Origin of the sequence: Natrialba chahannaoensis JCM 10990, from assembly GCF_000337135.1 — an archaeon.
Classification (GTDB): Archaea; Halobacteriota; Halobacteria; order Halobacteriales; family Natrialbaceae; genus Natrialba; species Natrialba chahannaoensis.
This window is the reverse complement of the sequence record NZ_AOIN01000091.1, coordinates 5,372-19,285: the sequence shown is the minus strand read 5'-3', so window position 1 is coordinate 19,285 and position 13,914 is coordinate 5,372. Positions and strand designations below refer to the sequence as shown.

Below are 13,914 nucleotides of genomic sequence, written 5' to 3'. Positions count from 1 at the left end.
AGTATGTCAACCAAACGCGAGAGATCAACTCGAGTATGGCGTGCCGAACGACGCTGTATTCGTCGCCCAACCAACGGTATGGAGTGCCCACGGCCCGTGTCGCGACAACGGTCAGTTGGTGTCCTGTTCCCAGCCACCCACTGCTTCGTGCCAGCCGTAACTGCCTGAAAAAAGAGACGATTAGGTCGATGTCATCATTGAAATCGGTCGAGTATCCAGTTTCTGAGCCATTCCCAGTCCGAAAACTGGGCACGTATCGATATTCCCCGAACGAAATCCTGCATTTTATTAGCACCCCCACTAGTTTGTCGCGATGAGTACGCTGTCTCCCACCGAACGCCGACAAAAGTTGCATAACTTGCCGGAATCACTGAGCAGTTGCTGTCGCCCTACGCTACCCAGTCGATCTATCGATGCTCTCACCACTCGTCGTCGAATCGGTGTCACTCCCGGTCGAGGAGCCGATTTTCGTCTTTACGGCTGCGATGATCGTGTTTCTCGTCGGTCCACTACTGATCAAACGACTCGGTCAACCCGGTATCGTCGGCATCGTTCTCTTCGGTGCAATTATCGGACCGGACGCACTCGAGATCGTCGAGCATTCGGACGCGATCGAGTTGCTCGGTGAGGTCGGCCTCGTCTATCTGCTGTTCACTGTCGGGCTGGAACTCGACATTCGGACGTTCAAGGAGGCTCCGGAAAACGCGACACTGTTCGGTTTGGCGAGTTTCTTCATCCCATTTACCGTTGGCACGTTCGCGACGCATACGGTTCTCGGACTCAGTCTCGAAGGTGCCCTCCTGCTATCGGCGGTGTTCGCCTCGCACACCCTGCTCGCGTACCCGATCGTCAACCGGCTCGGCGTAACGAAAAACCGGGCCGTTGCGGCCGTTTTCGGCGGAATTCTCTTCACGGACACGCTCGCGCTCGTGGTCCTCGCGGTCGTGACTGGCGCTGTCGAGGACGGGTTCTCGTTCCTGCTGTTCGGTGAGGTCGCCCTCTCGATCGTCCTCCTGTTCGGGAGCGCCTGGCTCGTCGTTCCACCGGTCTCGCGGTGGTTCTTCCAGAACTTTAGTCAGGAGAGTTACTTCGAGTTCCTCTTCGTCATGGTCGCTATCTTCGCTGCAGCGACGCTCGCAGAGATTCTCGGATTGGACGCCATTCTCGGTGCGTTCGTCGCCGGAATCGCGATCAACCAGCTCATCCCGCAGGGCGGGACACTAATGAACCGGATCGAGTTCGTCGGGAACGCCTTCTTCATTCCGTTCTTCCTGTTGCACGTCGGGATGCTCGTCGACCCCACCGTTATCATGGCCGGCCCAGAGACACTGCAGATCACAGCCCTGATCGTCGGGATCATGGTCGTCACGAAGGGGGCAGCGGCACTGCTTGTCGCAACGATACAGGGGTACACACCGAACGAGCGAAACGTCATCTTCGGACTGTCGACCGGACAAGCCGCAGCCGCGTTGGCGATCACGCTGATCGGTTTCGATATGGGGCTGTTTACGTCTGAAATCCTCAACGCCGTCGTGTTGCTGTTGCTCGTGACTGCAATTTTGAGTCCGTGGATCACTGAACGCGCCGCAACGGATCTCGCCTACGAGAGCGAGGTCGGGGAAGACGACGACGACGGCCGTGACCCCTCGATCCTGCTGCCACTCTCACACCACGCTGACCTCCAGCAACGGCTCCTCGAACTCGCGTTCGTGCTCAAAGGTGAGCGCAGCAGTGAGCCGATCAACGTGATGACTGTCGTCCAGCCGGACGGCTCCTCACCGACGGAACAGCAGGTCGCCGGCGTCCAGTCCGAACTCGACGAGCTTGCAGCCGCTGGCAGCGCCGCGGAGGTCCCCGTCGAGACCGAGACCCGCGTCAACCACAACGTCGCTTCCGGTGTCGTCCAGGGTGCCGTCGAGGTACAGGCAAACCAGATCCTCATGGGCTGGGACGCGGGCGAAAGCTTCCGCCACCGCATCTTCGGCAGCATCATCGACCAGGTCTTAGAGCAGACGACACTCCCCGTCCTGATCTCTCGGCTCGGCCACCCGATCAACACGACGCGCCGGCTCTTCGTCGTCGTCCCGATCGGCGCAGACCACCACGAGGGGTTCTACGAGGCCGTCCACATCGTCAAGCGGCTTGCCTCCACTCTCGGTGCCGAACTGAACGTGATCGTCGTCGAGGGCTCTGCACACCAGTACGAACAGCTGTTCGGGCTCGTCGAAGAGGATACCCCCGCCGAGTTCGACGAGATCGACAACTGGGGGCGGCTCCTGCCGCGACTTGAGAGCCAGACCGAAGAGGATGACCTGATCGTCTCCATTGCCCCGCGCCGCGGCGACGTCGGTTGGCACTCCGAACTCGAGGACCTGCCAGCGCGCCTCGCCGAGTTGCCGCCGGAGTCGTTCATCACGATCCATCCGCGACAGGGCGAACCGGAGTACGACCGGCAGTACCTCCGACTGGAGTGAATCGACCATTCAACGGAAAAACACGTGCGAACGCGTTGCAGAGCGGTTTCGAACCGCCACACCTATCAGGAACCTCGCCCCAGATAGCCTATGGGTTTTGGTAGCTACGACGAATCCGAGCAGCAGCAACAGACGACTGAGGACGACGAAGACGTGGAAGCAGTCAACGTCCACCAGAACGACCACGACGGACAGATGTCCTTCGAATCCGATGTCTCCACCGACGAACTCGTCTCCCAGCTCGGCGAGATGCGAGACGACGGCGACGACGAGTAACGGTTTTCTCTTCCTTCGACCCGTCTCAGTGTCGTATCGTCGCATCGTTGCACCGTCGCACTTTCGTACTCGAGTACTACTTGTTCCTATTCCTGTTCCTATTCCTGTTCCTATTCCTGTTCCTGTCTCTCGTTCCATGCTTGTTCGTCGATAGTTGTCGATAGTCGTCACGACTCGCCGGTCACTAGTCACAGATCGCTACNTGTTCCTATTCCTGTTCCTATTCCTGTTCCTGTCTCTCGTTCCATGCTTGTTCGTCGATAGTTGTCGATAGTCGTCACGACTCGCCGGTCACTAGTCACAGATCGCTACTGGAGGTTCGATGGTCGCTGACTGCTGATCACTACAAAAAAGAGTATCCGTACGAACACCCACCGACCCGCAGCGTCGCTACGCGATCGTCGCGCCACAGAGTTCGCCGATTGCACGACGAAGGCGCTGTGACACCGCGGACTTCGAGACACCGAGGCGGTCCGCGAGTTCGTCCTGTGAAATCCCGCGCGGCACGTCGAAATAACCTTCCTGGTAGGCGACGAGCAGGAGTTCCTGCTGTTTTTCCGTGAGCGCGACGACGCCGTCGTCCTCGTCGTCCGAGACACGGAGATGCTCGACGGCGACGGACATCCCGCGCGTGCGACATTCGTCGTTGAACGAGACCAGCGAGTCTCGGTCCGGGAATCGCAACTGGACGAGCCAGCCATCGCGCGTGCTGGTGATCTCGAGTACTCGGCCGTCCGTCTCGGTAACGATCGGCATGAACGTCAGCGCGCGCTCGGTCAGTGTGACCCGGTAGACTCGCCTGTCGGGGTAGCGATCGACGAGTACGGGGTCAGTAATCGTAGGGTCCTCCGCGAGTGCGCCCTCGAAGCCGTCGAACTCGGAGCCGTAGACGGTGACGAAGAGAACGGTGCGATCCGTTGTGGTCCAGTATTCTGGTTCGACGGTGTTCTCGAGTGCCCGCCGAAGCGTCGGCCGGAGCACGAGGTCGGCATGCTCGAGGCGAAGCTGTGCCACGACGCCGCCGTCCGCCTGCGATCGGAGGCCGTCGCATCGGTTCCCCTCCGGCGGCGAGGTGGGGCTGTCGGTCGTCGTCTTCGGTTCCGACTCGGTCTCAGCCGACGGTTCGGCGTCGGTGAGATCGAGGCTCACGCATCACTCCCCCATCCGTGTGGATGGGTGCCGTAAGTTGTCGTTACCGGACGATCACTCATTGGCTACGAGATGCGACGCGACCCACATGGACGTGCCAGCTAGATAGCCACATCGATCAGAACCACGATGCTATACCTATTCAGCAGTCGATTCCCGTGACTGTTCGAGGGTGAAAGAAACAGAGAATTGTTTGCTGGACGATCCCTGCTGAGATGGACCTCACCTTGGATTCTGCCCGGTAATACGGTATTACACCTCGGAAACAGAGACGCTCGCATGCGGTTCGTCCCACTGGAGGACGTTCGCCGACCATCACTCAGATTGGTCGAATAACAACTCGAACAGCTTTCGCTGTGCCGCCCGGAGGTGGCGACTAAACGTCGGCTGGGAGACGGCAAGCGACTCTGCGATCTCCTCGCCCGTACTCTCGCGCGGCCACGCGAAGAAGCCGCCGTAGTATGCCGCCTCGAGTGTCCGCCATTGCCGGTCGGAGAGTCGCTCTCGCAGTTCGGCATCGAACGCTCGCACGGGCCGTGGCCGCGCGTCCCGCTCGCGCCTGGCGAGCAACCGGGCACTCACGGCCTCCTGCTCGAGGCGTTCGACGATCGATCTGACTGGTGTCGTCGCCGAATCCGACCCCGGAACCGTAAGCACCAACCGCGTCCGGCCGTCGAGCGGCGTCATCGAGTGGAGAACACCGCCGTGTGCCGCGAGCACATCCGCGACCGACTCCGACTCGAGTACAACCTCGAGCGGCGAGCCGGGTTGGGCACCGTCGTCATTGGGATCGGTCTGGACTGTTTCGTTGCCAACGAGTCGCGCACTCGCCACGCCATCGAGGGTGGTGGCGGACTCGAGACGTGAGGTGAGCGGTTCGTCCGAATCAATGGCAGCGTCACTGTCCGTATCGGCATCGGCATCAGCATCGGCACTATTACCGTCACCGATACCAGCATCGACATCCGCGCTCCGGGCTGCACAGTAGACAGTCGATCCACCGCCGGACCGGGGAACGACCGCACGCACGTCGAGTCCGAACCCAAGTAGGGAGGCGACTCGCGCCAGCGGATCGCTCGACTCGCTCAGGACGACCTCGAGTTCGGTGACGCGATCCGTGAGCAGTGCCTGCGTTCGTGCGAGCGCGCCGATCGAGTAACCTGCAACATCTCCGAGGTGGTCGTACGCGCGACGTGCGCGCTCGTCGACCGCGTTCGGCCGGTTACCGTAGATGGTGAGCGTGCCGTAGCTGATCCCTCCATACTCAACCGGAACGCTCACCGCGGAGCGCACACCAGCGTCGCGAAGCGTCCGGTACCACGCCCGCGCCGTCGGGTTGAACTTGGCGTCGTCGAGCGCCGTGAAATCGTTGACGACGGTTGGGGTTTGGGTCGCTCCCGTCTGCGCGCTTGGCAGTTCGGTACTCGAGTCGATGATGAGCGACGGCCGATCTGCGTCGCCGCCTGAGTCGAGGAGGTCAGCGCGACTGCCGGCCCAGGCCTGGGGGGTAACGGTTTCGGAGCCGGCGTCGATGCGGCCGAACCAGACGAGAGACGGGGTCGTGGCTGTGTATTCGCGCGCCGCGGCAGGCGCAGACACAGACACAGACGGGGTCCTACCCATGTCACCCGCCGTTGGGAGTTCGCTCACCACCTCACAGAGCCCCTGCTCCACCGCGTCTCTGCTCTCGGCCGTGAGTAGCGCTTGCTCTGCCGCTGTGACCGCGTCGGCGAACGACAGTGCGCCTGCGAGGCGCTCACGCTCGCGGTGACACTCCCGACGCCGTTCGCGCGCGAGGGTAGACTCGAGTGCGACGCTCCCCGCGGCGGCCAGCGCAGCGACGGGCTCGGTGTCGAGCGCGTCGAACGCGAGCGGGTCGCTTCCGGTTACCACGACGACCGAATCGTCGGTGATCGGGACGGTGAGGACGCGTGCTGCGCGGAGTCCGGATCGGGAGAGAAAGGTCGAAGCGGTGGTGTCGTCGACGATTTGAACGGTGGATGAGTCGTCGCTTTCGCTGTTCTCAGCGCCTTCTTTGCTCTCTTTTCTTTTTCCGTCGCCTTCTTCGCGCTCATCGCTCCCGTCGCTCCCGTCCCTCGCGAACGCCAGCGCATCCCGGTCAACCGGCGGTGGATCGATTCGGGGCACATCGGGCCCGATCGCGATTGCGACGGGCCGAAACCGTGGGTCATCCGCGACGCCATCGTCTACAGTCTCTCCGGATTCTTCAGACTCCTCGGCCTTCTCGAGTTGGTACCAGCCGGCGAACTCGCCGCCTGTTTCTGCCCGAACGCCGTCGACGACTGTCTGACGAACTGTCATTTGTGAGTCCGTCGCGTCGAGCGACTCGAGTGTCGCCGCGAGCTGCGAGAGGGAGCCAGCGGCCGAGCGCCGGCGGTCGCGAACGACACAGAGCGTGCGGCCGGCGTCCGAGAGCGGGGTCACGAGCACGTCAACCGGTCGGCGGTCGCCGCGAGACCTGATCAGTTCGCCCTCGACGGCGTCCATCCACCGGAGAACTGGTGAGTTTGCTCGTTCACCAATCGACGCGGCGAGACCCTTGCCGAACAGCGAGGTGATTTCGGTGCCCGCCAGTGAGTCCGTTTCCGCGAACTCGCACAGCGCCGTGTTCGCGAACTCGACCGTGCCGTCGTCGAGAACGGCAATCCCATCCTCGAGTGCGTCGACGAGCTCCGACAGGAGCGCGAGTCGCTCGTGGTCCGCACCGAGAAGCGCCGTCGACGTCGTCTCACCTGCGGCATCGCCACGCAACCCGTGAGTACTGAGCGTGACTCCGTCCTCGTCTGGCGTGGCAGTCACGAGGAGCCGACCGGTGTCGTCGGACTGGTCGTCTGTCTCGGACGGCTCCTCCGCAGCGACCATCACCCACGACTCGTCCGGAGCCGGCATCTCGAACTGGACTGTCGTCTCGTTCGCACGGGCCTCGTGCAACCGTTCATAGAACGTCTCCCGAAGTACCGCGGGCAGCAGGTCCCAAATGACGGTGCCCTCGAGTGGCCCCCGCGCTCGCACCCCGTCTGATTCCTTGTCCCCAGTGGCACGGAGAAACCGCCGGGCGGACTCGTTCGCCCACTGGAGTTCCCAGTCGGGGCCGAGCGAGCAACAGGCCACCGGGAGCCGGTCGAGTGCGCCGCGCTCGTCTGTGCCGGCGGGCTCGTCACCATCGCGTGCCGTTCCTGCCGGCTCGACCGTGGCAACGATGCCCTCGAGTACGGGATCCGACAGCCGGGACACACAGACCAGTTCGACGACACGCCAGGTACCGCCGGCGGTTCTGAGTCGCAACCGGACTTGCTCAGTCGCACCCACCGACCCGTCGGCGATGGTGGCGACAGTTCGGCGAAGCCGCTCGCGATCGTCGGGATGGACGAACGCGCTGAGCCGCTCGCCCTTGAGTACCGGCGGCGCGTGGCCGGCCTGTGATTCGATGGCTGGGGTTGCGGTTTGGATCTCACCTGTCTCCGTGAGGACCAGGATCGGCGCGGTCGTATTCTCGAGAATCGTCTGTGCGCGTTCGTCGCTTGGATCCTGCTGTCGGCCACGCTCATGTCCGTGCTCTCGCAGCGTCCGTTCTGCTTCCCAGTCGGCGTACCGCCGGCCGGCCACGGACTCTACGCGGGTCGCGACCACCGCCGCCGGATCGGCCGGCGTGATCACGTCGGTCGCACCAGCTTCGAGCGCCGCCCCCGCGTCGTCAGGATCCGCGAGTGCAACGATCGGCGGCAGGTCGGTCACGTTCCCATCCGTCGCGTCGTCGCTCTCGAGTGCAGTGAGCACAGCGAGTGGCGACTCCCTGGGTGCATCGGCATCGAACTCGCAGACGAGACAGTGAATGGGGGTGGTCGGGTCGGTCGCTTCTACCTCCGCAGCGTCCTCCGCTTCAATCGCAGTTGCGAGGTATTCGCGCGCCGTGTCAGTATTCGGGGCTTGTCTAATTGCGATGGACTCGAGTGCTGAGGAGAGGATGTCTGCGGTTTGGTTGATCCGACGCGAGTTGCCGACCACGAGAATTGCCGGGCCGTCGGTGGCGGCTGCAGCCGTACGGTCACGGTCGCTCATCGGTGGTTCACCACGGGGTATCGCGTTGCTCTCTGCGGCCGAACTGGCCACACGTGCCGGGTTCGACGGCGGCGACCGTCGTGCTGGCACGAGCGGCTGGCGCGCACGATCACACCGGAGCGTTCGCCTCGGACACGTTAATTATCTCTTTCCTATGCTCGAGTAAGAGTGTCTTACTCCGTGTCGGTTTCTCTGACGGTGACGACTGGAACCGTCGCGTTTTGGACGACCTTCTCGGCGACGCTACCAACGACAAGTTTGTCGAGTCCTGATCGGCCGACCGTGCCGACGATGATCATGTCCATCCCCTGTTCGTCGGCAAAGCCGACGATTTCCTCCTGTGGGACACCCTGTAAGGTGGTCGTCGTCACTTCGATTCCTGCGTCGGTGGCTGCGTGCTCTGCGTTGGCAACCGCTGATTCGGCTTCTGACTCGGGATCAGTCCGCATTTCGTCGCGTTTTTCGGTGCTGTGTGGTCCTTCCTCGGAGACCGAGAGAATGTGCAGCGTGCTCTCGAGTCGATACGCGAGTTCGATCGCATGCTCGGTCGCCTGGGCTGCGCCCTCGCTGCCATCGGTCGCGAGCAGCAGATCCTGATACATCGTCCCTCCATTTTGGGAGAGAGCGCCATACGTGTCTGACTTGCCGTTGCCGGCCTCGACTCTCACTGCCGAAGAGTGCGCCGACAGGGGCGACGGCGATTAAAAGACGACGGTCCAGTCGTTTCCGCAGTACTGACACTCGAACGTTCGTTTGAGGCCGACATCGGTTATCTTGCGGTTGATTTCGACAGCGGCTCCTTTGAGGCAGTTTGGACACTGTTCTCGTCGCACGCCCCGGTATACTGAACGGCAATATAAATAAGCAGACGGCAAAGTGTATTGGATCACCGAGTCACGCCTTCGACATCGAAGGGGAACAAACCTGAACGAATGCGCGCGGTTAGAATGCTTAAATGACGTCCAGGATGAAGATGGCCAGATACAGCTGTCCCAGTCCGGCCAGGATCATCACCGCGCCGGCTACGCGCTTGAGCAGGTCGCTGTAGGCCGCTAGTGAGCCTGCACTCGCGACGAGCCCCATTCCCGTCGCAATCGTCAGCGCGACCATCAAGACGACGACGCTGCCGACGTAGGTCCCGAGCACGATGGCTGCTGACATCGGTTCGAACGTGAGTGCGTTTGCGATCACCGCGCCGAACAGTGGGGCGACACAGCCTGCTGCTGCCAGCGCGTAGCCGACGCCGAAGATCAGAAAGCCACTCACACCCGACCGTCGCTTTGGGAGTGCGATCGACAGCGATGGGGCACGATCGAATAAGACGAGTACCCCGAAAATGACGAGGATGGCACCGACGATCGGTTCGAAGAGAACCACGTTCGAGAGTGTCGAGTGGCCGATCCAGAACGCTGCCCCAAGCAGCACGGCGAACGTGGCGAGCACGCCGACGCCGGCGATTAGCCCTCGACTCAACGCCCCGCCGAGCGAGGCTTCCTCTTGTTCAGTCTGGCTCACGTAGAAGCCGACGTAGCCGGGTAACAGCGGATACGCACACGGTGAGAAGAACGTCGCGATCCCTGCCGTGAGAGCGAACATCGCCGCAGAGAGGAGTTCGATGGTGGCCATTCTTAGCTGGTCTCTTCTGCTTCGGTTTCCGCTTCGATCCGCTCGACGATCTCGTCAGCCGAATGCACGCCGTCGTCTGCCCACCGGACTCGACCCGTCGCGTCGATAACGGCTGCAGTCGGATAGCCGCCGGCAAGATACCGCTCTGTCAGCTCCGCGGCCGGGTCGAGTCCCAGCAGCCAGTTGCCGTCGTGTTCGTCCCACCAGTCGACGAGTTCGGCTTCCGTGATCGACCGGTTCTCACCGACGCTCTCGTTCGTGACCGAGATGAACAACACCTGGTCGCCGATCCGCTCGTTCGCTGTGGCGAGTTCCGGCATCTGTTCGACGCAGGGCGGACACCAGGTGCCGAAGATATCAATAAACGTCGGCTGTTCCTGGGCCGGCACCAGGACCTCGCCGGCCTCGCTCCCCGGTGCCTCGACGGTCTCGATTGCGAGCGGGTCGTGACGTTCACCGTCTTCGCCGAGGAGTGCACTGGGTGAGGGAGCCCCGTAGACGGCGAGCGCACCGGCTCCCGCGAGCACGCCAGCGCTGCCAACTCCGGCGAGGACATCCCGGCGACGCATGGTCAGTGTTGTGCAACGGTCCGGGCGTCTTCAACGATCTGTTCGATGCTTGTTCCGCGCTCCTCGCTGAGCGCCTGTGGATAGGCTCGTTCGACGATTCCGTCCTCGTTGACCAGCACGATCAGGTTGATGTGGTTGAAGGTGTACTCGCCGTGGTCGTGGTCGTCATGGCCGTCCTGATCGTCGCCGCCATCATGCTCCCCATGTTCGTCGTCCTCACCGTGCCCGCCGTCTTCAGCATGCCCATCGTGACCTCCGTTCCCGTCGTCCGTCTCCGCTGGACTAGCTTCGCCATGTCCCTCGTGTGCGTCTGCAATCTCGTCTTCGTCTTCTATCCGCTGCATACGCATCCCGATCTCCTCGTTAACCAGCTCCTCTGCCTTCTCGTACGTCTCCGGCCGGAGAAAGTGCCAGTTCCCTGCCTCGAGATCAGCACCTTGCTGGTGGGCGTACTCCTCGAGTACCTCTGGGGTATCGCGTTCGGGATCGAACGTCAGACCGAGCAGGCTGATGTCGTCGCTGTAGCCTTGTTCGGCGGCGTCCGCCTGGACTCGACGCAGACGCAAGAGCAGGGCGGGGCAGGCACCGTCCGGACAGGACGTGAAGATGAACGTGATCATGAACGCACGCTCGCCGACGAAATCCTCCGTCGAGATGGTCTCGCCGGTCAGTGGGTCCGGAACTGAAATCGAGGGGAACCGTTCGCCGTAGACCGGATGAGAGTACTGGCTTGGGTCGCCAGGGAGTGTCTGGGCGTCGAGGATAGTTTGATCCGCGTATTCGCCGTACTCTCCCTCTTCTTCGTCCTCGTCGCCAGTGACGTTCAACTCGTCGAGACAGCCGGCGAGACCCGAGAGACCAGCAACGCTTGCCGCCCCAAGCGAACCGAGATACGTACGTCGCTCCATAGCTGTCTCTGTGGACGGCACGAGCAAAGGTTCGTTGGTTCTCCTCCCGAAAGGTCTGGGTGGTTCCCCGAACAGATACGTTCAAACACCTGTTTGCTCGACCGTTTGACTATTGACTGATGAATCTGTGCACGGCCACGACACCATCGACGGCAACAGAGTCACCTCCACGCACAGCGAAACTCACATCTACACCTACATCCACACCCATACCCATATCCATATCCTCCACCCCCGCCCAAGATGCTACTCGAGTGCCGTCACCACCGGAGCCGCACTCTGTGTGCCGCCACCACGAAACCTCGACAGACACAGTTGCAGTACGAATCCAGTAGGCAGAGCAGGGACCAGCGAAGGGTGTTGTTGACGTGTTTGATCCGGTGTCTCGAGCGCGTAAACCACAGCATATCGGACAGAACAGTGGCAAACGGTCGGAAACCGTCGTGGTACGGCGGTGATAACTAACCCCTGGCCGACAGTACTGATGCGGCATGTCTCGATCAGAGTATTCGACTATGGCGATCGGCTGCCCGGAGTGCGATGCGACCGTCAATGCCGCCGTTCCCGCGGGACCCGGTCTCGTCGCCGACCGCGAACCAACCCGGTTGCGCGGGACCGAGGCTGCCTGTCGTAACTGCGGCCACGAACTCGAGTTGTATTTTTACCTGAATTGAGGCGCTATATTCCCTCCCTACTCGCTTCCTTCGGTCGCTTGTTGAGGAAGGGGCCTTAGCGCCTCAATTCAATACGGTAAAACGCGTGCTCGTTCGGAGTGACGTATGCGCCGTGGAGATTGACACCGGCTTCGTCGGCGTGCTGGCTCATGCCGTCGACCCACGACGTGGCCTTCTCTTCGTTTTCCTCCCGGGCCCAGCAGTTGTCTGCACTATGGTTCATGGTATCTATGAACAACATTTGTTCCACCGGCTGCTTCTACGCCGCTTGCGGCCATAAGCGCATCTTCAGACAGTTATGACGGCCAGATAGCGGGACTGTCCCGCGGGCGGTCGTCGACGGAGCGGCCACCAGCTCGTCCGAGTACCGCCGGCGCATTGTTCGAAAGCGAAACCCCCTAACCGCCCCCAAGACAGAGTACGGGCATGCACGACGACGCTACGGCCGACTCTGATGCGGATGCCGGAGGCGGAAGCGCAGCCGAGGGCGGGAGCGTGGCCGAGAGCAGTGGGGAGAGAGAACGCGATGTGGCCGTCCTCCGCCTCGGCCACCGACCCGGCCGTGACGAACGAATGACGACTCACGTGGGCTTGACAGCACGGGCGCTCGGGGCGGACCGCGTTTGGATCCCGGACAACGCCGGCCAGTCGCGCGACACCGTTGCCGACATCACGGACCGCTTCGGCGGCCCGTTCGAGGTCGACCTTACCGACTCGCCGAAAGCTGTTATCCGCAACTGGGAGGGACAGGTCGTCCACCTGACGATGTACGGCGAGCGCGTCCAGGACGTCGAGGCTGAGATTCGTGAGCGCCACCGCGATGGCGAGTCCGTCCTCGTCGTCGTCGGCTCCGAGAAAGTCTCGTTCGACGTCTACGAGGAAGCGGACTGGAACGTCGGCGTCACCAACCAGCCCCACTCCGAGGTCGCCGGCCTCGCGGTCTTTCTGGACCGACTCTTCGAGGGTGCGGAACTCGAGTCCGACTGGGAAGACGCCGAGCAGCGGGTGGTGCCGATGGAGACGGGAAAGCGGGTTGTGCCAGCGGAGTCAGACGGCGATGCAGCGCCCGATTCGTAACGCACACTCGCCATCGGAGGTGTCCGACATTCGTCGCTCTCGAAACTCGGGATTGCCGTGGGTATGAGCGTGGAGTCGAACGATGACGAACACGATACACTCACCCTGCAGCGAGCACGATCAGGAACGCTCACCGCTCCCCGGAACGGAGCCGAATCTGCCCTGCTGCTTCCCAGCCAACCTATTTGTGTCCATTCGGTGGAAGTGTCGATATGGGCGAAACGACGACCTACGACGACGACGTCTCCCGCTCGGAGGCTGCCGATCTACTGGAGGCGATCGCGGCCGAATTCGACGGCACTGGCACCGCCGACATCCGGGTCGGCAACAAACTCCTGACGCTCTCGCCTGACGACCGACTCGAGTACGGGATCGAAGTCGAAGAACGCTCGCCGATGCTCGGCGGCGAGCGCGAGGAGGTCACGATCACGCTGGGATGGGAAGTGGCGACCGCAGATGCGGATGTCGAGCAAGAACGGGATCACCGGCCGGACGAAGAGCGGGAAGAGCAGGACGACGGCGTGCTGTAGCGCTCGGTGTGCCAGCCGAGACGGACGAGTGGCAGTGGTCATATAGTCCGCCGACCGAGCGCCGTCGCTCAAAAGACTTAATGGCCACATGGCGTTACGCATAGGTAATGGCTTTTGAGGACCTGCTCGAGGATCCAGTCATCCAGAAGTACTTGCACGAGCTGGTCGGTCCCAAGGGGATGCCCGTCGCGGCGGCACCACCGGACGGGGAAGTGACCGACGAGGAGCTCGCGGAGGAGTTGGATCTCGAGTTGAACGACGTTCGGCGCGCGCTGTTCATCCTGTACGAGAACGATCTCGCCAGCTACCGGCGGCTGCGTGACGAGGACTCGGGCTGGTTGACGTACCTCTGGACCTTCGAGTACGACAACATCCCCGAGAACCTGGAAGAGGAGATGTACCGGCTTCACGACGCACTCGAACAACGGCAGGAGTACGAGCGCAATCACGAGTTCTACCTCTGTGAGATCTGCTCGATCCGATTCGAGTTCGGCGAGGCGATGGACTTTGGCTTCGAGTGCCCTGAGTGTGGCCTGTCTCTTATACACATC

13 protein-coding genes (1 of these 13 running past the window's edge) are annotated in these 13,914 nt (G+C 62.2%); 6 read left to right on the top strand and 7 right to left on the bottom strand.

The features are described from left to right. Window positions 1–413 precede the first annotated feature (413 nt). Both C482_RS16040 and C482_RS16035 read left to right on the top strand, forming a co-directional pair. The gene (locus C482_RS16040; protein WP_006168799.1) at window positions 414–2,474 is read left to right on the top strand and encodes a cation:proton antiporter; all 2,061 of its coding nucleotides are present in this window, start codon (window positions 414–416) and stop codon (window positions 2,472–2,474) included. A gap of 90 nt (window positions 2,475–2,564) precedes the next feature. Then, window positions 2,565–2,750 (top strand): DUF5786 family protein, encoded by a 186-nt coding sequence (locus tag C482_RS16035; protein WP_006168798.1) that lies wholly within the window; start codon window positions 2,565–2,567, stop codon window positions 2,748–2,750. A 390-nt stretch (window positions 2,751–3,140) separates the two neighbouring features. Here C482_RS16035 and C482_RS16030 read toward each other — a convergent pair whose 3' ends face one another. From C482_RS16030 to C482_RS16005, 6 genes are all read right to left on the bottom strand, one after another. After that, entirely contained in the window at window positions 3,141–3,899 is a 759-nt protein-coding gene (locus tag C482_RS16030) for a helix-turn-helix domain-containing protein (protein WP_006168797.1), read from the bottom strand. A gap of 315 nt (window positions 3,900–4,214) precedes the next feature. Further along, window positions 4,215–7,979 carry a bacterio-opsin activator domain-containing protein gene (locus C482_RS16025; protein ID WP_006168796.1) on the bottom strand — a complete coding sequence of 1,255 codons (3,765 nt, stop codon included), beginning with the start codon at window positions 7,977–7,979 and terminating at the stop codon, window positions 4,215–4,217. A gap of 173 nt (window positions 7,980–8,152) precedes the next feature. Beyond that, window positions 8,153–8,581 (bottom strand): universal stress protein, encoded by a 429-nt coding sequence (locus C482_RS16020; RefSeq protein ID WP_006168795.1) that lies wholly within the window; start codon window positions 8,579–8,581, stop codon window positions 8,153–8,155. Window positions 8,582–8,930: 349 nt separating this feature from the next. Continuing rightward, the gene (locus tag C482_RS16015; RefSeq protein WP_006168794.1) at window positions 8,931–9,605 is read right to left on the bottom strand and encodes a cytochrome c biogenesis CcdA family protein; all 675 of its coding nucleotides are present in this window, start codon (window positions 9,603–9,605) and stop codon (window positions 8,931–8,933) included. A 2-nt stretch (window positions 9,606–9,607) separates the two neighbouring features. Then, window positions 9,608–10,174 carry a TlpA family protein disulfide reductase gene (locus C482_RS16010; RefSeq protein ID WP_006168793.1) on the bottom strand — a complete coding sequence of 189 codons (567 nt, stop codon included), beginning with the start codon at window positions 10,172–10,174 and terminating at the stop codon, window positions 9,608–9,610. Window positions 10,175–10,176: 2 nt separating this feature from the next. Then, window positions 10,177–11,082 carry an SCO family protein gene (locus C482_RS16005; RefSeq protein ID WP_006168791.1) on the bottom strand — a complete coding sequence of 302 codons (906 nt, stop codon included), beginning with the start codon at window positions 11,080–11,082 and terminating at the stop codon, window positions 10,177–10,179. Between the two features lie 515 nt (window positions 11,083–11,597). On the opposite strand from C482_RS16005, the gene C482_RS21875 reads away from it, so the two are divergent. After that, on the top strand, window positions 11,598–11,756 hold the full coding sequence (locus C482_RS21875) for a hypothetical protein (protein ID WP_006168789.1): 159 nt from the start codon (window positions 11,598–11,600) through the stop codon (window positions 11,754–11,756). A gap of 55 nt (window positions 11,757–11,811) precedes the next feature. Here C482_RS21875 and C482_RS16000 read toward each other — a convergent pair whose 3' ends face one another. Continuing rightward, window positions 11,812–11,997 carry a hypothetical protein gene (locus C482_RS16000; RefSeq protein WP_006168788.1) on the bottom strand — a complete coding sequence of 62 codons (186 nt, stop codon included), beginning with the start codon at window positions 11,995–11,997 and terminating at the stop codon, window positions 11,812–11,814. Window positions 11,998–12,182: 185 nt separating this feature from the next. On the opposite strand from C482_RS16000, the gene C482_RS15995 reads away from it, so the two are divergent. From C482_RS15995 to C482_RS15985, 3 genes are all read left to right on the top strand, one after another. Then, window positions 12,183–12,833: a tRNA (cytidine(56)-2'-O)-methyltransferase gene (locus tag C482_RS15995; protein WP_006168787.1), complete on the top strand. Its 651-nt coding sequence runs from the start codon at window positions 12,183–12,185 to the stop codon at window positions 12,831–12,833. Between the two features lie 212 nt (window positions 12,834–13,045). Continuing rightward, window positions 13,046–13,363 (top strand): amphi-Trp domain-containing protein, encoded by a 318-nt coding sequence (locus C482_RS15990; protein ID WP_006168785.1) that lies wholly within the window; start codon window positions 13,046–13,048, stop codon window positions 13,361–13,363. Between the two features lie 107 nt (window positions 13,364–13,470). Next, window positions 13,471–13,914, top strand: partial view of a transcription factor TFIIE subunit alpha gene (locus C482_RS15985; protein ID WP_006168784.1) — the 5' portion only. 21 nt of this gene lie beyond the right edge of the window; the window shows 444 of its 465 coding nt (coding positions 1–444); the start codon lies at window positions 13,471–13,473; its stop codon lies beyond the right edge, outside the window.

Bases quoted from the DNA above. Each gene is read 5' to 3' on its own strand.
- C482_RS16040 (WP_006168799.1), top strand. From the start codon at position 414: ATGCTCTCACCACTCGTCGTCGAATCGGTGTCACTCCCGGTCGAGGAG.
- C482_RS16035 (WP_006168798.1), top strand. From the start codon at position 2,565: ATGGGTTTTGGTAGCTACGACGAATCCGAGCAGCAGCAACAGACGACT.
- C482_RS16025 (WP_006168796.1), bottom strand. From the start codon at position 7,979: ATGAGCGACCGTGACCGTACGGCTGCAGCCGCCACCGACGGCCCGGCA.
- C482_RS16020 (WP_006168795.1), bottom strand. From the start codon at position 8,581: ATGTATCAGGATCTGCTGCTCGCGACCGATGGCAGCGAGGGCGCAGCC.
- C482_RS16015 (WP_006168794.1), bottom strand. From the start codon at position 9,605: ATGGCCACCATCGAACTCCTCTCTGCGGCGATGTTCGCTCTCACGGCA.
- C482_RS16010 (WP_006168793.1), bottom strand. From the start codon at position 10,174: ATGCGTCGCCGGGATGTCCTCGCCGGAGTTGGCAGCGCTGGCGTGCTC.
- C482_RS16005 (WP_006168791.1), bottom strand. From the start codon at position 11,082: ATGGAGCGACGTACGTATCTCGGTTCGCTTGGGGCGGCAAGCGTTGCT.
- C482_RS21875 (WP_006168789.1), top strand. From the start codon at position 11,598: ATGGCGATCGGCTGCCCGGAGTGCGATGCGACCGTCAATGCCGCCGTT.
- C482_RS16000 (WP_006168788.1), bottom strand. From the start codon at position 11,997: ATGTTGTTCATAGATACCATGAACCATAGTGCAGACAACTGCTGGGCC.
- C482_RS15995 (WP_006168787.1), top strand. From the start codon at position 12,183: ATGCACGACGACGCTACGGCCGACTCTGATGCGGATGCCGGAGGCGGA.
- C482_RS15990 (WP_006168785.1), top strand. From the start codon at position 13,046: ATGGGCGAAACGACGACCTACGACGACGACGTCTCCCGCTCGGAGGCT.